This is a genomic window from Duganella sp. GW821-FHT07G03 (assembly GCF_059418605.1).
This window is the reverse complement of record NZ_JBWKQE010000023.1, coordinates 1-16,766: the sequence shown is the minus strand read 5'-3', so window position 1 is coordinate 16,766 and position 16,766 is coordinate 1. Positions and strand designations below refer to the sequence as shown.

The 16,766-nt window shown below is 66.1% G+C and carries 14 protein-coding genes; 6 read left to right on the top strand and 8 right to left on the bottom strand.

Annotation, left to right across the window (positions count from 1 at the left end; genetic code table 11):
* Positions 1-11: 11 nt before the first annotated feature.
* The 4 genes from AC07OK_RS24215 (at position 12) to AC07OK_RS24200 (ending at position 4,139) form a co-directional block, all read left to right on the top strand.
* The gene (locus AC07OK_RS24215) at positions 12-1,334 is read left to right on the top strand and encodes an MBL fold metallo-hydrolase (RefSeq protein ID WP_494692685.1); all 1,323 of its coding nucleotides are present in this window, start codon (positions 12-14) and stop codon (positions 1,332-1,334) included.
* Positions 1,331-1,795: a polysaccharide deacetylase family protein gene (locus AC07OK_RS24210; RefSeq protein WP_494692684.1), complete on the top strand. Its 465-nt coding sequence runs from the start codon at positions 1,331-1,333 to the stop codon at positions 1,793-1,795. Before AC07OK_RS24215 ends, AC07OK_RS24210 begins: the two co-directional genes overlap by 4 nt.
* Before the next feature lie 74 nt (positions 1,796-1,869).
* The gene (locus AC07OK_RS24205; protein WP_494692683.1) at positions 1,870-2,271 is read left to right on the top strand and encodes a hypothetical protein; all 402 of its coding nucleotides are present in this window, start codon (positions 1,870-1,872) and stop codon (positions 2,269-2,271) included.
* A gap of 119 nt (positions 2,272-2,390) precedes the next feature.
* Positions 2,391-4,139 (top strand): methyl-accepting chemotaxis protein, encoded by a 1,749-nt coding sequence (locus AC07OK_RS24200; RefSeq protein WP_494692682.1) that lies wholly within the window; start codon positions 2,391-2,393, stop codon positions 4,137-4,139.
* Between the two features lie 21 nt (positions 4,140-4,160).
* Here AC07OK_RS24200 and AC07OK_RS24195 read toward each other — a convergent pair whose 3' ends face one another.
* Entirely contained in the window at positions 4,161-5,930 is a 1,770-nt protein-coding gene (locus AC07OK_RS24195; protein ID WP_494692681.1) for an FAD-dependent oxidoreductase, read from the bottom strand.
* A 159-nt stretch (positions 5,931-6,089) separates the two neighbouring features.
* On the opposite strand from AC07OK_RS24195, the gene cysM reads away from it, so the two are divergent.
* Positions 6,090-6,992 (top strand): cysteine synthase CysM, encoded by a 903-nt coding sequence (cysM, locus tag AC07OK_RS24190; protein ID WP_494692680.1) that lies wholly within the window; start codon positions 6,090-6,092, stop codon positions 6,990-6,992.
* Positions 6,993-7,052: 60 nt separating this feature from the next.
* Here cysM and AC07OK_RS24185 read toward each other — a convergent pair whose 3' ends face one another.
* The 6 genes from AC07OK_RS24185 to AC07OK_RS24160 form a co-directional block, all read right to left on the bottom strand.
* Positions 7,053-7,388, bottom strand: coding sequence for a hypothetical protein (locus AC07OK_RS24185; protein ID WP_008446241.1), 336 nt, complete (start codon positions 7,386-7,388; stop codon positions 7,053-7,055).
* A 427-nt stretch (positions 7,389-7,815) separates the two neighbouring features.
* Positions 7,816-8,949, bottom strand: coding sequence for a lytic murein transglycosylase B (mltB, locus tag AC07OK_RS24180; RefSeq protein WP_494692679.1), 1,134 nt, complete (start codon positions 8,947-8,949; stop codon positions 7,816-7,818).
* Entirely contained in the window at positions 8,940-11,003 is a 2,064-nt protein-coding gene (locus AC07OK_RS24175; RefSeq protein WP_494692678.1) for a transglutaminase TgpA family protein, read from the bottom strand. The genes mltB and AC07OK_RS24175 overlap by 10 nt, the downstream gene beginning before the upstream one ends.
* On the bottom strand, positions 11,000-12,004 hold the full coding sequence (locus AC07OK_RS24170) for a DUF58 domain-containing protein (RefSeq protein WP_494692677.1): 1,005 nt from the start codon (positions 12,002-12,004) through the stop codon (positions 11,000-11,002). Before AC07OK_RS24170 ends, AC07OK_RS24175 begins: the two co-directional genes overlap by 4 nt.
* 6 nt (positions 12,005-12,010) lie before the next feature.
* Positions 12,011-12,931, bottom strand: a complete 921-nt coding sequence (locus tag AC07OK_RS24165; RefSeq protein ID WP_494692676.1) for an AAA family ATPase — start codon at positions 12,929-12,931, stop codon at positions 12,011-12,013.
* A gap of 75 nt (positions 12,932-13,006) precedes the next feature.
* A complete protein-coding gene (locus AC07OK_RS24160; protein WP_494692675.1) occupies positions 13,007-15,019 on the bottom strand; it encodes an alpha/beta hydrolase family protein in 2,013 nt (670 codons plus the stop codon).
* A gap of 125 nt (positions 15,020-15,144) precedes the next feature.
* Here AC07OK_RS24160 and AC07OK_RS24155 point away from each other — a divergent pair, with 125 nt between their 5' ends.
* Positions 15,145-16,071: a histone deacetylase family protein gene (locus tag AC07OK_RS24155; RefSeq protein ID WP_494692674.1), complete on the top strand. Its 927-nt coding sequence runs from the start codon at positions 15,145-15,147 to the stop codon at positions 16,069-16,071.
* Between the two features lie 19 nt (positions 16,072-16,090).
* On the opposite strand, the gene AC07OK_RS24150 is transcribed toward AC07OK_RS24155, so the two are convergent.
* Positions 16,091-16,678 carry a hypothetical protein gene (locus AC07OK_RS24150; RefSeq protein WP_494692673.1) on the bottom strand — a complete coding sequence of 196 codons (588 nt, stop codon included), beginning with the start codon at positions 16,676-16,678 and terminating at the stop codon, positions 16,091-16,093.
* Positions 16,679-16,766: the final 88 nt, after the last annotated feature.

The window sequence follows — 16,766 nt, the reverse complement described above, 5'->3', positions numbered from 1 at the left end:
ACCATGGCGGGATGACGCTAAAAATTTCCCGCATCCTGCACGCAGGCTATGTCTTCGAATGCGATGGCACGCTGATCGCATTCGATCCCATATTTGAAAACCCGTTCAGCAGGAATTGCCACGCCTTCCCCGACGTGCGCTTCGACCTTGCGCAGATACACGGGATGAAACCGGATGCGGTGTTCATCTCGCATTTCCATGACGACCATTGTTCGATGGAGAGCCTGGACCTGCTCGACCGCGCTACGCCGATCTACCTGTACTGCCTGTTCGACGAACTGTTCGCGATGATACGCGAGCTGGGCTTCGTCAACGTGCTGCCGCTGAAGGTGGATGCGCCGGTGCGGGTCGGCGCCATCGAAGTCATCCCGCGCAAGGCCTTGGACTCCGATGTCGATTCGATGTTCCACATCCGCGCCGCCGGCCTGAATGTGCTCAACGTGGTCGATTCGTGGATGGACCCGGAAACGCTGGAGCAGCTCAAGCCCTACGCGCCGTGGGACATGGTGCTGTGGCCGTTCCAGACCATGCGCGAGATCGACGTCATCGCGCCGTCGCGCGCGCAGGGCGGCGCACCCGTGCTGCCGGAGGAATGGCCGGAGCAGTTGCGGGCGCTGGCGCCGCGCTACGTGGTGCCAAGCTCCTGCCAGTTCGTGCAGGAGCCGTGGTCCTGGTACAACCACGCGCTGTTTCCGATCACCTACCGCCAGTTCGCCGACGAGGTCGGCGCGTGGCTGCCCCGCGCCGCCGTCGTGCGCTTGAATCCTTCGGTGTCGGTGGAGTTGACGCCGCATGGATTGACGCCATCCGCGCCGCTGCCATGGGTGCTGCCGGTCGGCGAGCAGGATGTCGACTACGAATACGACGCCGATATCATGCCGCCGCCTACGTCCGACATCGCCCGCCACTTCGCGCCGCTAAGCGCCGAACACACGGCGCTGGCGCTGGACTACTGCCGCACCGGCCTGCTCGAAAAATACCGCGACATGGAACTGACGCCGGACAGCTATTTCGAAACGCCCTGCATCTGGCAGCTGTCGGTCTACGACCATGACGGCGTGGCACAGCGGTTCCGCTATCGCGTCCACGGCGACGACATCGCGCTGGCCGGCGACGAGGAAGCGCCGACGTGGATGACCGAAATCCCCATCGCCAAACTGTACGCGGGCCTGGCCTTGGGTGAGTCGCTGACATCGATGTACATGCGCATCAACGGCGCGCCGCCCGACGCCGACATCGTCGATGATCCGCTGATACGCTGCCTGTTCAACGACGCCTTCGGCGCCTACCAGTCGGCGCAACTGAAACGCCTCAAGGAGAGAACCGCGGAATGACGTCATTGATACCGGCTCTGGGCCGTGCCCTGCTTATCGCCGCCGCGCTGTGCGCCGCCACCGCGCAGGCGCAATCGGTGGCCTTCACTTTCGACGATGGACCCAGGCTGGAAACGACGCCGCTGCTGTCGCCGCAGCAGCGCAACCAGGCGCTGCTTGATGCGCTGGCCGCGCACCATGCGCAGGCGGCCTTGTTCGTCACCTGCGGCTTCGGCGCCGACAAGCCGGAAGGCTATGCATTGGCCAAGGCCTGGGGCCAGGCAGGGCACGCGCTCGGCAATCACACGATGACCCATCCGGACCTGAATGCCGCGAACGTCAGCCTGGCGCAGTATCAGCAGGAAGTGCAGGACTGCGACCGCATCACCTCGACCCTGCCGGGCTATCAGAAGTGGTTCCGCTACACCTATCTGCGTGAAGGCAATACGCCGGCGAAGCGCGATGGCATGCGGCCTTCCTGAAGCAGAGCGGTTATCGCAACGGCTACGTCAGCCTCGACACCAGTGACTGGCGGCTGGATGAGAAACTGAACGAGGTGCTGGGCGCCGACCCCAAGGCCGACATCGCGCCGATCAGGCAAGCCTACCTGTCGCACGTGCGCCAGCGCGCCATCGCCTACCGCGACCTGTCGCGCAAGCTGGAAGGCCGCGATATCCCGCAGGTCATGCTGATGCACCACAACCTGATCAACGCGCTGTGGCTCAAGGACGTGATCCAGCAGTTCGTCGACATGGGCTGGACCATCACCACGCCGGCGCAGGCGTTTGCCGATCCGGTCTACCAGCTGCAGCCTGAACGGCCGGTGCCGGGCCAAAGCCTGTTGCTGTCCATCGCCCGCACGCGCGGCATGGGCAAATTCGAGGGCTGGGAGCGGGTGGTCGATGACGGCGACTTCGAGATCAACGCGCTGGCTGCCGCGACGCCGTTGCCAAAGTAAGTCTCGTTAGCCAAATATTATCGCTTGGATGCAACAGTATTGCCTATCGTTTCGTGTAACGCGCCAGATTGGTGCGCTTGGGTCTACAATTATCGGGGAACCGATCATTGGGGGTCTTCATGAAAAGCAAATTCTCTATCAAGAATATTTTCATCGTGTTCTTTCTGGTCAGCCTCGCGCTGTCCAGTCTGACCTTGTGGGCGCTGGTGCGCATCTCGACCAAGGAGGGCGAGCTGAACCGCGCCAACGAGGCGCGCTACCACTCCTATCTGCTGGCCGATGAATTGCGGCAGAGCTCGGACGACCTGACCCGGCTGGCCCGGACCTACGTCGTCACCGGCGATCCCAAATACGAAAAAGAATACCTGGACATCCTCGATATCCGCAACGGCAAGAAGGCGCGGCCGCAGCATTACGAGCGCATCTACTGGGACTTCGTCGCGGCCGGCATCGACAAGCCGACGCCCGACGGCCCCACCATCGCGCTGGCCGAGCTGATGCATCAGGCCGGTTTCACCGATGAGGAGTTCGGCAAGCTGAAAGAGGCGCAGGCCAATTCGGACGGACTGGTCAAGACCGAGGTCATCGCCATGAACGCCGTCAAAGGGCTGTTCGACGACGGCAGCGGCAAGTTCGCCAAGACCGGCCCGCCCGATCCGGAAATGGCGCGCAAGATCATGCACGACGAGCAGTATCACAAGAACAAAGCCAAGATCATGCAGCCGGTGAACGAATTCCTGGTGCTGCTGGACGAGCGCACCGGCGCCGCGGTGGCGGGCTCGACCCGCAGCACCGGCATGGCGTTCTGGACCGCGATCGCCTTGCTGGCGCTGCTGGTCGGCGTGTCGCTGGTGTGCCTGTTCATGATATACCGGCATATCAAGCTCAGCTTCGATCACGCGATCGACACCGCGCGCAATATCGCGGCGGGCGACCTGGACCATGACATCCGCATCGAGCGCGATGACGAGGTCGGCCACCTGATGGATGCGATGAACACCATCAACACCAACCTGACCAGCATGATAGGACGGATCCGCTCCAGCACCGACGAGATGCTGGTGGCCACCGATGAGATCGCGCGCGGCAATGCCGACCTGTCGTCGCGCACCGAAGCCCAGGCCAGTTCGCTGGAGCAGACTGCCAGCTCGATGGAGCAGCTGACCGACACCGTCAAGCAAAACGCCGACAGCGCGCGCTCGGCCAATCAGTTCGCGGCCGACGCCTCCACCGTGGCGGTGCAGGGCGGCGCGATGGTGGCGCAGGTGGTCGATACGATGGGCTCGATCAAAGCCAGTTCCAGCCGCATCGTCGACATCATCGGCGTGATCGACGGCATCGCTTTCCAGACCAATATCCTGGCCCTCAACGCCGCCGTGGAAGCGGCGCGCGCGGGCGAGCAGGGGCGCGGCTTCGCGGTGGTGGCGTCGGAGGTGCGCAACCTGGCGCAGCGCAGCGCGGCGGCGGCCAAGGAGATCAAGCAATTGATCGGCGCCTCGGTGGAGACGGTCGATGCCGGCAGCAAGCTGGTCAACGACGCCGGCAGCACCATGACCTTGCTGGTGGCCTCGGTGCAGAAAGTGGCCGACATCATGGCGCAGATCACCGCCGCCAGCCAGGAGCAAAGCACCGGCATCGGCGAGGTCAACCGGGCGGTGACGCAGATGGACGACATCACGCAGCAAAACGCCGCGCTGGTGGAGCAGGCGGCCGCGGCGGCGGAAAGTTTGCAGGAGCATGCGCAGGCATTGGCGCAGTCCGTCAAAGTATTCCATTTGAAGGGGGAGGCGGCGGCCCATACGCAACGGCCGCAGCCAGCCGTGCGGGCGGCGGCGCCGGCCCGGCTGGCGTTGCCGGGCCGGGCGTAGCGCCGGCGTGGGCTAGAGACTTTAGCTGAACACCTTGTCGGCCGGCAGGTTGGCCAGGAAGGCGTGGATCTGCGAGACCACGGCCGCGCCTTCACCCACTGCCGCGGCGACCCGCTTGGTCGAGCCGGCGCGTACGTCGCCGATGGCGAACACGCCGGGCACGCTGGTCTCGAGCGCGGCGCGCGACGGCAGCTCGCGCGGGTAGACGCCGTTGGCGAAGTTGGCCCGGCACTGCGCCTTGGTGACGTCGAAGCCGGTGCGGATGAAGCCGTGGGCGTCGACGTCCACGCCGCAGTCGCCCAGCCAGTCGGTATTCGGATCGGCGCCGATGAACAGGAACACGCGGCACACGTCGTAGTCGCATTCCTCGCCGCTTTTGGTGCCACGGATGCGCACTTGCTTCAAACCGTCGTCATCGCCTTCCAGCGCGACGATTTCCGTTTGCGTATGCAGCTCGATGTTGGGCGTGGCCTGGATGCGCTCGATCAGGTAGCTCGACATGGTCGACGCCAGGCTGTCCTTGCGGATCAGCATGTGCACCTTGGCCGCATGGCTGGCCAGGAACACCGCCGCCTGGCCGGCCGAATTGCCGCCGCCGACCAGCACGATCTCTTCGGTCTTGCACAGCTTGGCCTCGATCGGCGAGGCCCAGTAGTACACGCCCTTGCCTTCGAACTGGCGCAGGTTGGCCAGCGACGGCCGGCGGTAGCGCGCGCCGCACGACAGCACCACGGTGCGCGCCTTCAGCCGTTGCAGGCTGCCGCACATTTCCACCTGCAGCGGATAGGTGTCGCAGACCAGGCGGCCGGCCGGGGCGGGGATCGCCACCTCGACGCCGAACTTCTGCGCCTGCACGTAGGCGCGGCCGGCCAGCGCGCGGCCGGAGACGCCGGTCGGGAAGCCCAGGTAGTTCTCGATGCGCGCGCTGGCGGCGGCCTGGCCGCCGTAGGCGCGCGTTTCCAGCGCCAGCACCGACAGGCCTTCGGAGGCGGCGTACACCGCCGTCGCCAGGCCGGCGGGGCCGGCGCCGACCACGATCACGTCCCAGATTTTTTCGCTGTCGATTTCGGGCAGCATGCCGAGGCAGCGGCCGATGTCGACCACGCTCGGATTCTTCTTGACCACGCCGTCCGGGCACACCACCAGCGGCAGTTCTTCCGGCTTGGGCTGGTAGTGCGCCATCAGGTCGGCGGCTTGCTGGTCCAGTTCCGGATCGAGCACGCTGTGCGGGTGGCCGTTGGCCGACAGGAAGCTTTGCAGCGTGTGGATGCGGCCGTGGCCGCGCGGGCCGACGATCACCGGGCCGCCGGAGTTCTGCTCGATCAGGCCGACGCGGCGCAGGATCAGCGCGCGCACGATGCGCTCACCCAGGTCGGCGTGCGCCACCAGCAGCGCGCGCAGCGATTCGGACGGCAACTCCAGCACCTCGACCGCGCCGACCGCCAGGCCGTTGCCCAGCGATGGCCGGCCCGACAGCTGCGCCACCTCGCCGCTGAACTGCCCCGGCGTATGCGTGGTGATGTAGGATGTATTGCCCAGGCCGTCGTAGCGGCTGACTTCGATGCCGCCTTTGAGCACCAGCATCAGGCCGAAGCTGGTCTTGCCGGCTTCGAAGATCAGCTCGCCGTCGTTGAAATGGCGCACGCGGCCGAAGCGGTGCATATGCTTGATGTCGACCGCGCTCAGCGTGGGGAAGATCTGGTGGCGGCGCTTTTCCAGGTCGAGGCTGGTGAGCGGTGTCGGCTCGTCCGGCGTGTCTTCGGGGAGCAGTTCCATAGGGGTTGTAGCCATGACGATTCCGGAAAATGAAAGTGGTGACAGTAGTGTTGCAAGTCTAGCGCATGGCGGGCGCCCGGTGCAAAAACTTCAAGCCCTGGCAGCTTGCCATACGCGCAAGCCGAACTCGGATTAAAATGCCTCTTTTGGCGAAATAACTGAAGATAGAACACGATGGCTTACAAGACTCTGGAAGATACGATAGGCAACACGCCGCTGGTGCAGCTGACGCGCCTGCCAGGCGCCGACGCGCTGGCCCGTAACAACGTCATACTCGGCAAGCTCGAAGGCAATAATCCGGCCGGTTCGGTCAAGGACCGCGCCGCCATGTCCATGCTCAAGCGCGCCGAGGAACGGGGCGACATCAAGCCCGGCGATACGTTGATCGAAGCGACCAGCGGCAACACCGGCATCGCGCTGGCGATGGCGGCGGCGCTGCGCGGCTACAAGATGCTGCTGCTGATGCCGGAGAACCTGAGCGTGGAACGGCGCCAGAGCATGGCCGCCTACGGCGCCCAGATCATGCTCACGCCCAAGACCGGCGGCATGGAATACGCGCGCGACATGGCCGAGCAATTGCAGAAGGACGGCAAGGGCATCATCCTCGACCAGTTCGGCAACTTCGACAATTCGCGCGCCCACTACGAAGGCACGGGTCCGGAAATCTGGCGCGACACCGAGGGCCGCGTGACGCACTTCGTCAGCGCCATGGGCACCACCGGCACCATCATGGGCGTGTCGCGGTATTTGAAGGAACAGAATCCGGCCGTGCAGATCATCGGCGCCGAGCCGGAGGAGGGTTCGTCGATACCGGGCATCCGCAAGTGGCCGGAAGCGTATCTGCCGAAGATCTACGAGCGCGCGCGGGTCGACCAGGTGGAGCCGGTGTCGCAGGCGGCGGCCGAACGCATGGCGCGCCGCATGGCTGCCGAGGAAGGCATCTTCTGTGGAATTTCGGCGGCGGGCGCCTGCGAAATCGCGCTGCGCATATCGCAAACGGTGGAGAACGCAACCATCGTGTTCATCGTTTGCGATCGCGGCGACCGCTACTTATCGACCGGGGTATTCCCGGCGTAAGGTGTTGCTTCCCTCTCCCCTGGGTAAGGGGGAGGGTTCGCTGCAGGACGACGGCTAGTATCAGCCCTGGCCGCCTGGTTCGCCTTCTTTAGGCTTGAACTGCTTGTCGCTGATGCGGAACTTGTTGCGGCGATCGCCCATCAAGTAACGCAGGTCGCGAATGCTCAAGTCGCTCACTTCGTGCATGCGGATCAGCAGCGAAGCGCCAACCGGCAGGCGGTGGTGGCGGATTTTGCTGATGACCGGCGGCGCTACTTCCAGTGCGCGCGACAGGGCTGCATCGTTTTTCAGACGCAGGTTCTCGATCAGGGTATCGAGCAGGCGGTTGGGATTGTATTGCAGCAGATCATCGCCATCCGCATCGTTGTTCATATCTATGCCGACTTGGTTTGTCATGATTTCGTCTTTTCCTTCTGTAAAGTTGTCCTGCAAAGTAAAACACTCGGAGCTCGCTTTGCTGCGTTAATGTTCATCCTTACCAAGGAACGAATTCACACACGGACGGATTCCGGGATAACAAGTTTCATAATATATACACAATTGTACAACAACACGCCTTCTAATACTCATAAGCAATAAAAAAACCTGATTGCCGTGAGTTATTGTTGTCCGGTTGCAACATTGTGTGAGAATTATACACCCACTGATATGCTAAGCTGCCTGTGCACACTTTTAATGAACACACAAAGTTAATTATAAATCAATTTTGTTGTAGAACGGCTTACGTTTGCCCCGCAGCTATGCCAGTTTGTACAATTAATTGCCAAGTGTCAACTAAACAATACAGTCAGCAAGTCTGCGCGGCAACCTTCTTTACGCTTCCTTACAAACCGCCGCGCGCCAGCCGCACGGCGCGCCCCAGCTCCACCACCGACATCGCATAGAAATAACTGCGGTTGTATTGAGTGATCGCAAAGAAATTATTGTTCGCCAGCCAGTACTCGGTCGGCTCGGCGCCGTTCTGCAAGTCCACCAGACCATAGGTCTGCTGTTCCGGCACCGGCACCGTGGTGGTCACGCCCGCCGCCGCCAGTTCCTGCGGGCGGTACTTGGCGCTCAGGCCCTGGTTGATCATGCTTTCCCAGGCGCGGTTGGGCGACACGGCGGCGGAGTATACCAGCGGGCCGCCGACGTCGCGCTGCCAACCGTGCGCCACCAGGAAGGCCGCCACGCTGCCGATGGCGTCGGTGCCGGAGTTGAGCAGGTCGACCTTGCCGCTGCCGTCGAAATCGACCGCGTATTTCATCACGCTGCTGGGCATGAATTGCGGCATGCCGATGGCGCCGGCAAATGAGCCGCGCAGCGACAGCGGATCGAGCTCGTTCTGGCGCGCGAACAGCAGCGTCGCTTCCAGTTCGCCGCGGAAGAAGGCCATGCGCTCGCTGCGCTGCGGCGCCTCCGGATAGGAGAAGGCCAGCGTGGTCAGCGCGTCGACCACACGGAAGCGGCCGGTGTTGCGGCCGTACACGGTTTCCACGCCGAGGATGCCGACCAGGATTTCCGCCGGCACGCCGTACAGGGCTTCGGCCCGTTCCAGCGCGTCGCGGTTCTCGTTCCAGAATTTGACGCCGTTGTCGATGCGCACCGGGTCGACGATCAGCCGGCTGTAGGCTTGCCAGTTCTTGGGCTTGCCCGGCGGCGCGGGCTTGACCAGCTGCACCGCCGAATCGACGTAGCGCACCTGGCCCATCAGCGTGTTCAGGGCGGCGCGGTCGAAGCCGTCGCGGGCGGCGACGTCGTCGAGGAAGGCGCGCACGTCCTTCCATTCGCCGAAGTTGACGAACTCGCCGACGTAGTCGATAGGCGGAGGGCCCTTCTTGGCGGGCGGCGCTTTTTTCTTCGGCTGCATGCTGGGCGGCAGCTTGTAGCCGTAGGGGTCGACGGCGGCGGCCTGGCCGGTTTGGCTGAGGGTGGCGGCGCCCAGCAGCAGGGCGGTAATCAGAGTCTTCATCGGCATAAGGGTAGCAGTGTTTTCAACGTCGTCAGCGACGCTGAACGTGGTTCGGAACCGGCGGCGCCATACTTCAGCGCACCGTACAGTGTTAAAAATTTCTCCATCGCGGCGTGCTTGGCCGGGCTGGCCTGCATGGTGCGCAGGCGGGCGGCGTAGCTGAGCGGGCCCTCGTCCGGGCGGCGCGCGTAACCGTGGCGCGCCTGCTGCCGGCAAAATCGGTGGTACAGCCCGTCCAGCGGCGCCAGCGGCCGCTGTTGCCGCCGCCAATACAGCCCATACAGCAGGCCGCACACCAGCGCCGCACCGAGTGCGCTGCGCCAGTTGGCGAAGGCCGAGCTTAGTTCTTCAAGGAAACCTCGCTGCCTCTCTGGATTGTAATCCAGGACCCATTGATTCCAAGCATTATTCAACGCGGCGTAGTTGAATCTCAGCTTGCCCAGCCACGAATCGGGGTCGTTTTGCAGGTTCAGCAGGGGGCCCAGGCCGAAGCCGGACGGCTGCGGCAGCGCCTGCGCCAGGTTGTGGGCGATGCGTTCGGGGGCGACGGCGGCGGTCGGGTCGACGCGGCGCCAGCCGGCGCCGGGCGTCCAGAACTCGGCCCAGGCGTGGGCGTCGGACTGGCGCACGGTCAGGTAGCCGTCCACCGGGTTCAGTTCGCCGCCCTGGTAGCCGGTCACCACCCGCGCCGGCACGTTCATGGCGCGCATCAGCACCACGAAGGCGCCGGCGTAGTGTTCGCAGAAGCCGGCCTTGCTGCCGAACAGGAAATCGTCGACCGCGTCGCGGCCCAGCAGCGGCGGTTGCAGGGTGTAGACGTAGCCGCCGTCGTGGAAGCGCTGCATCACCTGCAGCGCCGCGCCGGCGGCCTCGCGCGCGGACAGCGGGGCGTTGGCGGCGGCGTTGGGGGCGGCGCCCTGGCGCAGCGTGCGCGCCAAGGCCAGCGTGCGCGGGTTGAAGCCGGACGGCAGCTCGGTCCAGCGCAGCATGCGCTGCGGCTGCTCGTCGGCTTGCACGTGGAAATCGGTCCAGGCGTTCGCTTCGTAGCGCACGCGCTGCGTGACCGGCTCGCTGGTGAAGAATTCCAGTTCGTCGGAATCGCGCACGCGGTAGCCGGGCAGCGACAGCATCGGGCCGCTCAGTTCCAGCGCCGCCAGCCAGCGGGTGTTGGTCGCTTCCATCGTGATCTCGTGGCGGATGGGCCGGCCGCGCGTGGCGATGCCGACCTCCAGGCGTTGCAGGCCGCGCCGGCGCGGCACCCGGGTCCAGGTGCGGCCGTCGTAGTCGCCCAGTACGATGCTGCGCCAGTACAGCTGGTCCTGCGTGGGCATTGTGTCGAGGAAGCGCACGCGGAAGGCCACCGCGTCCGACTGCGCCAGCGAGGACAGCGTGCCCGGCGCCATGCTGTCGGAGATGCCGGTGTGGCCGCTGTGGGCGTCGCCCGGCAGGCCCCACAGCGGCCCCTGGATGCGCGGGAAGCCGACGAACATCAACAGCGCCAGCGGCGCCGCCAGCAGCGCGGTGGCGGCGGCGGTGCGCAGGCGCTGGCGCAGCGGCGGCACGGCGCCGGTGTACTGGAACGATTGCTGCGCCGTCAGCAGCACGATCAGGGTGGCGCCCATGCACAGCGCGGTCAACATGGTTTGCGAGTAGAAGAAATTGGTCAGCAGTACGAAGAAGCTGAGGAAGATCACCACGAACAGGTCGCGTTTGGCGCGCATCTCCAGCAGCTTGAAGGCCAGCAGCAGCGCCAGCATGGCGACGCCGGCGTCGCGCCCCAGCAGCGTGTGGTAGCTGCGGTAGACGCCGGCCATCGCCGCCAGCGAGACCGGCAGCAGGATCCACAGCGGCGGCATGCGCTTGCCGCGCCAGGTGATGGCGGCGCGCCACAGCAAGGTGCCGCACACCACGGCGCTGATCCACGGCGGCAGGTGCTCGAAGTGCGGCGCCAGCACCATCAGCGCGGCGGCCAGCAGCAGCAGGGTGTCGGACTTGTCGCGGGTCAGGCGCAGCGCCAGGCGGGCGCGCGTGCCGGCGGCGGGCGGTGGCGCGGCGCTCATGCCTGCCCCTCGCGGCCGAACAGCGCCAGCGCGCGCAGGCAGGCGGCCTGATGGGCGTCGCCCAGCGCCGGGCCGTAGTCGTGCTGCGCCAGGCGGAAGGTGTAGGGCAGGGCGCGCCGCTCGGCCTCCAGCACCCAGCGCGCCATGCGCGACAGCTTCAGCTCCAGGTCCATCTGCAGCGGCAGCTCGGCGAAATCGAGGCACAGCTCGGCCACGGCGCCGCCGTCGAAATGCTTGGTGACCAGCTGCCCGCCCAGCGCCGGATCGTGGCGGGCGATCTGGCGCCAGGCCAGGTGGCGCATCGGGTCGCCCGGCTGGTAGCTGCGGATGCCGGCGAAATTATCTAGCCCAACGGTGCCGTGGCCGTCCGCGCTGGCGGCGCCGCTGGACGGCAGCGGCTGCGCCGGGTACTCGGGCGCCGGATACACCAGCGCCTTGAGCTCCGGCCGCCAGTAGCTCCAGGCGCGGAACAGGCCCAGCGGGAAGCGCGTGACGAGGCGGATGCGCGGCGCCGCCAGCCAGCCGCGTTCGGCGGTGGCGGCCGACAGCCGCAGCGCGCTGGCGCCGCCGGCCAGGATGTCGGTGACCTGGCGCGGTTCGCCGTCGGCCTGGAAGCCCAGCCAGACGGCGTAGCGATCGCGCTTGCCGCGGTTGTGCAGCTGCAGTTCGAACTGCGCCTCCTGGCCGGCAAACACCGGCTGCGCGCGGCCGGGCGACAGCTGCAAACGCGCCAGGTTGTTGGCGGTCTGGACCATGTCGGCCACGGCGCAGGCGCCGGCAAAGAAGGTCAGCGCGAAGCCCAGGCCGAGGTTGTAGTTGAGGGAGCCGATCAGCATCAGCAGCAGCAGGCCGGCGAAGGCCAGGCCCGGCCGCGTCGGCACGATGAACACGCGGCGCATCGTCAGCGTGACTTCGCCCGGCTCGCTGGGGCCGAGCTGGAACAGCCACTTGTCGCGCGCCTTCCGATACAGCGTGTGCAGCGATGGCAGCGGGCCGTTCATGGCGGCCTAGACCGGCACCGAGTTTTGCAGTTGCAGCACCAGGTCGCGGCTGGCCAGCGCCACGCCGTGCGCCGATTTCAAGGGCCGCAGGCGGTGCGCGCACACCGGCACCAGCACCGCCTGCACGTCTTCCGGCAGCACGTGGTCGCGGCCCTCGAGCGCGGCCCAGGCGCGCGCGGCCTGCAGCAGCGCGATGGCGGCGCGCGGGCTCATGCCCTCGGCGAACAGGCCGTTCTGGCGCGAGGCGGCGGCAAGCGCCTGCACGTAGTCGATCAGCGCCGGCGCCGCGTGGATGCGCTTGAGCGCCAGCTGGGCCTCGGCCAGCTCGGCCGGCGCCATCGCCGGCTGCAGCGCCTTGAGCAGCACGCGGCGGTCTTCGCCCATCAGCAGCGCGCGTTCGGCGGCGGCGTCCGGGTAGCCCAGCGACAGGCACATCAGGAAGCGGTCCAGCTGCGATTCCGGCAGCGGGAAGGTGCCGATCTGGTGGGTGGGGTTTTGCGTGGCGATCACGAAGAACGGTTCCGGCAGCGGCCGGGTGACGCCGTCGGCGCTGACCTGGCGCTCCTCCATCGCCTCCAGCAGGCCGGACTGGGTCTTGGGCGTGGCGCGGTTGATCTCGTCGGCCAGCAGCACCTGCGTGAAGACGGGGCCGGGGTGGAACACGAAGCCGTTCTGCTCGCGCTCGTAGATCGAGATGCCGTTGACGTCGGCCGGCAGCAGGTCGCTGGTGAACTGGATGCGGTTGAAGCGCAGCCCCAGCGAGATCGCCAGCGCGTGCGCCAGCGTGGTCTTGCCCACGCCGGGCACGTCCTCGACCAGCAGGTGGCCGCCGGCCAGCAGGCAGGTCAGGGCCTGGCGGATGTGCAGCTCCTTGCCGACGATGATGCTGCCGACCTGCCGGGCCACGGCGTGCAATTTTGTGTACATGGTATCGATGGGAGTTGAGCGCTGTACAGATTCTATGCGAGAAACTGCCCAGGCGATACCATGTGCTTCTGCGGCCTACTCGGCGTGTTTCAGGTGTTGGTCGAGGAAGGTCTCGACCTGCTTCCAGAAGGCGATGCGGTTTTCCGGGTGGCGCCAGCCGTGGCCTTCGTCGTTGTAGATGATGGAGGTCACGTTCGGGTTGTGGGCCTTGACGGCGGCGGCGAAGCTGTTGGCGTGCTCGATCGGCACGCGCAGGTCCTTCAAGCCGTGCGCCATCAGCAGCGGTTGCTTGAGCTCGGCGGCGCGCAGCAGCGGCGAGTTCTGGCGCATCATCGCGGCGTCGGCCGCGTTGTCGGGGTCGCCGACCAGCAGGCGCAGGCTGTAGCCCAGGGTTTCCTTCGACGCGTCCGAGTCGGTGGAGGTGAAACGCAGCTTGATGTCGGTCGCGCCGGCCCATTCGACGCCGCAGCGGAACACGGCCGGGTCCTTGATCAGGCCCATCAGCGTGGCGTAGCCGCCGTAGCTGGCGCCCATGATGGCCACGCGCCGGGGATCGGCCCAGCCCTGCTTGGCGGCCCAGCGCGCGGCGTCGGCCAGGTCGTCCTGCATGCTGCCGCCCCATTGCTTCCAGCCGGCGCGGAAGTGGGCGGCGCCGAAGCCGGTGCCGCCGCGGAATTCCGGCTGGATCACGACATAGCCGCGCGAGGCCAGGAAGGCCGCCTCGGCATCCCATTCCCACGAGCCGCCGCGCACCATCGGGCCGCCGTGCACCAGCACCACGGCCGGCTGCGGTCCGCTGGCCTTGGCGGCCGGCAGCGTCACGTAGACGGGTATCGAACGGCCGTCGCGCGCCGTGTAGCGATGGAAGCTGCGCCGGCCCATCTCGGCCGGCTTGATGTCGGGATGGACGCCGCCCAGGCCGATCATGGCGCCGCTGGCGCGGGTGTACAGGATGAATTGCAGCGGCTGACGGTCGGAGTTCGAGGCGATCAGCAGCACCGGACTGGCGGCGCAGTCCTGCGCGCAATGCACGGTGTTGATGGTGCCGGGCAGGGCGGCGTCGATCTTGGCCTGCTCGGCCTTCATCACCGGGTCCAGCCAGGCGGTGGTGCCGGCGTCGGTGTGCAGGTGGATGCCGAGCAGCTTCCTGGTGACGCGGTCCACTTCGGGGCCGCCGTTGAAGTCGTAGCCCGGCGTTTCGACGAAGGGTTCGGCCTCCATCTTCATGGTCTTCAGCTGGTAGCGGAACAGCGCGGCATAGCCCTTGTAGCTGGCGCTCACGTACAGCGTGTCGGCGCCGTCGAAGAACAGCGGCTCGAAGCGCTGGTCGCGGTAGCAGACGCCGTTGTCGATCTCGCGCCAGCTGGTGTCGTCGACGTTGCGGTAGGAGGTGATGCAATGGCCTTTGACTTCCGAGCTCACCACGCGCGGCACGTCGTTGCCGTCGGTGAGCCAGGCGTTGACCGCCGGCGGCTGGACGCCGTCGAAGGCGCTGCGCAGGGACTGGGTGCGGGTGTTCAGGCGCATCAGACGCGAATGGTCGGGCGCCAGATCGGTATTGTTCCACATGTAGCGCTCGACCAGGATGTCGTCCGAGCCGTCGTGGGTGACGCCGTGGTAGGCGTATTCGGCGGTCAGGGTGCGGTTGACCATATTGCTGCCGATCTGCTTCTGCTGGTGGCCCCAGCTGCCGGCGATCAGGTGCACGCGGTTGTCGCCGTTGCGGTCGATGGCGAACTCGTCGAGGTTGCCATCGAATTCGTTGTCCAGGTTCTTGACCGTGAAGCCGACCCGGTTTTCGTTGATCCAGTGGATGCTGGTGATGGTGGCGCGGTCGATGGCGCTCTTGGCCAGCACGGTCACCTTGCTCAGGTCGCTGGTGTCGCGCACCGCCAGCGCCTGCACGCCGCCGGGCAGCAAGGTGGTGATGGCCACGTAGCCGCCCTTGGGCGACAGCTCGACCTGGCTGACCTGTGGCGTATCGAAGAAGCTGGCGACGGCCGGGACGGCGTCGGCGGCATGGCCGTCAAGGCTGAACAGCGCGGCCGAGGCCAGCGCCAGGGAGCGGAAAAAAGGAAAAGCGGCCATGCCAGGCTTTCATTGTTAAATAATCAGCAATGATATGCGGCAATTGTTTTTTTGTCCACCTCGTGCTGGAGGCCGGCGCGCCATCTATGGTAGATTAGCGCCTACAAGCAGCAGATACCCGCCCCATGACCACAGCCATTTACAGCCATCCCGATTGCGCCCGCCACGACATGGGCGACTGGCACCCCGAATCCCCGGCCCGCCTGCAAGCGATTGCCGACCAGCTGATCGGCTCGCACATCCACGACCTGTTGGAGCACCGCGAGGCGCCGCTGGTGGACATCGCGGACCTGGAGCGCAACCATAGCCGCAACGCCATCGCCATCGTGCGCGACAACGTGCCGGCGCCGGGCGACACGTATCCGATCGACGGCGACACCTCGCTCAACCATTACAGCTGGCGCGCCGCCCAGCGCGCCGCCGGCGCCGCCGTGGCCGCGACCGACGCCGTGATCGACGGCGAGATCGCCAACGCCTTCTGTTCGGTGCGTCCGCCCGGCCACCATGCGCGGCCGGTGGAGTCGATGGGCTTCTGCCTGTTCAACAACGTCGCCGTGGCGGCCAAGCATGCGCTCGAGGCGCGCGGCCTGGCGCGGGTGGCGGTGGTCGATTTCGACGTCCACCACGGCAACGGCACCGAGGAGGCGCTGCTCGACGAGCCGCGCGCCCTGATGGTCAGCTTCTACCAGCATCCGTTTTATCCCTACACCGAGCCCGAGCCGATCAGCGCCCACATGGTCAACGTGCCGGTGCCGGCCCACACCAGGGGCGACGCCGTGCGCAAGATCGTGCTGGAGCAATGGCTGCCGGCGCTGCACGCGTTCCAGCCGGAGATGATCTTCATCTCGGCCGGCTTCGACGCCCACCGCGAGGACGACATCGGCGGCATGGGCCTGGTCGAGGCGGACTACGCCTGGATGACGCAGCAGGTGATGGAGGTGGCCCGACTGTATGCCAAGGGCCGCATCGTCAGCTGCCTCGAAGGCGGCTACAACCTGTCGGCGCTGGGCCGCAGCGTGGTGGCGCATGTGAAGGCGCTGGCCGAGCTGTGAGCGCGATGTCGGCGCGGGGTCAGTGATCGTCGCTGAGTTGATCGTATTGGCGACGATAGCGGGGCAGGCGGCGCTCCAGGGTGTTTTGCGATTGATGGTTGGCATGCTCGACCAGCGCCAGGGCGGTGGTCAGGGCGTCGCTCATCGATTTCGCGGCGACGGTCATGGCGTCGGCGGCGGACAGGGGCTGCTTGGCGGCGCGCCGTTGCAGCCGGTCGCGCAGGCGGGCGGCATTGGCCCAGTTTTTTTCGCCGGGTAGCAGTATCCAGAGATCGCGCCACGCATTGCGGCCATCACTGGCAATCTGCATGGTCATCTGGCGCGGCGATACGGCGTTGTCGCGGAATATGATTTCTTCGCCGACGACTTCGGCGTAGTACGCCATGCCGGCGTAGCTCATACGCAAGCGGCTTTTTTCTGGGATGAAGAGCTGCTTCCATTGATAGCCGCGCAGCGGCGCCGCAGCGGCGCGGCTCTTTTCTATCCATTCGCGTAGGGCGATGATGGTCGCCTCGACCGGCGACAGCGTGCTGCCGCTGTTGCGCAGAAAGTTTTCCAGCTCGGCGTATGCGGCGGGTGGCAGTTCGCAGGTCCTTGCGGCGTTCATGCTCGTTCTCCGTAAGCGTGCAGCCGCCCCATCTGGCATCGATGACTGAAAGCGTGGACACTTCGAATTTTTAACGTCGGAGGGTCTG

What these genes read in the sequence shown, in the direction of transcription:
- AC07OK_RS24210 (WP_494692684.1), top strand. Translation starts at nt 1,331, where the DNA reads ATGACGTCATTGATACCGGCTCTGGGCCGTGCCCTGCTTATCGCCGCC.
- AC07OK_RS24200 (WP_494692682.1), top strand. Translation starts at nt 2,391, where the DNA reads ATGAAAAGCAAATTCTCTATCAAGAATATTTTCATCGTGTTCTTTCTG.
- AC07OK_RS24155 (WP_494692674.1), top strand. Translation starts at nt 15,145, where the DNA reads ATGACCACAGCCATTTACAGCCATCCCGATTGCGCCCGCCACGACATG.
- AC07OK_RS24150 (WP_494692673.1), bottom strand. Translation starts at nt 16,678, where the DNA reads ATGAACGCCGCAAGGACCTGCGAACTGCCACCCGCCGCATACGCCGAG.
- AC07OK_RS24170 (WP_494692677.1), bottom strand. Translation starts at nt 12,004, where the DNA reads ATGAACGGCCCGCTGCCATCGCTGCACACGCTGTATCGGAAGGCGCGC.
- AC07OK_RS24195 (WP_494692681.1), bottom strand. Translation starts at nt 5,930, where the DNA reads ATGGCTACAACCCCTATGGAACTGCTCCCCGAAGACACGCCGGACGAG.
- cysM (WP_494692680.1), top strand. Translation starts at nt 6,090, where the DNA reads ATGGCTTACAAGACTCTGGAAGATACGATAGGCAACACGCCGCTGGTG.
- AC07OK_RS24160 (WP_494692675.1), bottom strand. Translation starts at nt 15,019, where the DNA reads ATGGCCGCTTTTCCTTTTTTCCGCTCCCTGGCGCTGGCCTCGGCCGCG.
- AC07OK_RS24175 (WP_494692678.1), bottom strand. Translation starts at nt 11,003, where the DNA reads ATGAGCGCCGCGCCACCGCCCGCCGCCGGCACGCGCGCCCGCCTGGCG.
- mltB (WP_494692679.1), bottom strand. Translation starts at nt 8,949, where the DNA reads ATGCCGATGAAGACTCTGATTACCGCCCTGCTGCTGGGCGCCGCCACC.
- AC07OK_RS24215 (WP_494692685.1), top strand. Translation starts at nt 12, where the DNA reads ATGACGCTAAAAATTTCCCGCATCCTGCACGCAGGCTATGTCTTCGAA.
- AC07OK_RS24185 (WP_008446241.1), bottom strand. Translation starts at nt 7,388, where the DNA reads ATGACAAACCAAGTCGGCATAGATATGAACAACGATGCGGATGGCGAT.
- AC07OK_RS24165 (WP_494692676.1), bottom strand. Translation starts at nt 12,931, where the DNA reads ATGTACACAAAATTGCACGCCGTGGCCCGGCAGGTCGGCAGCATCATC.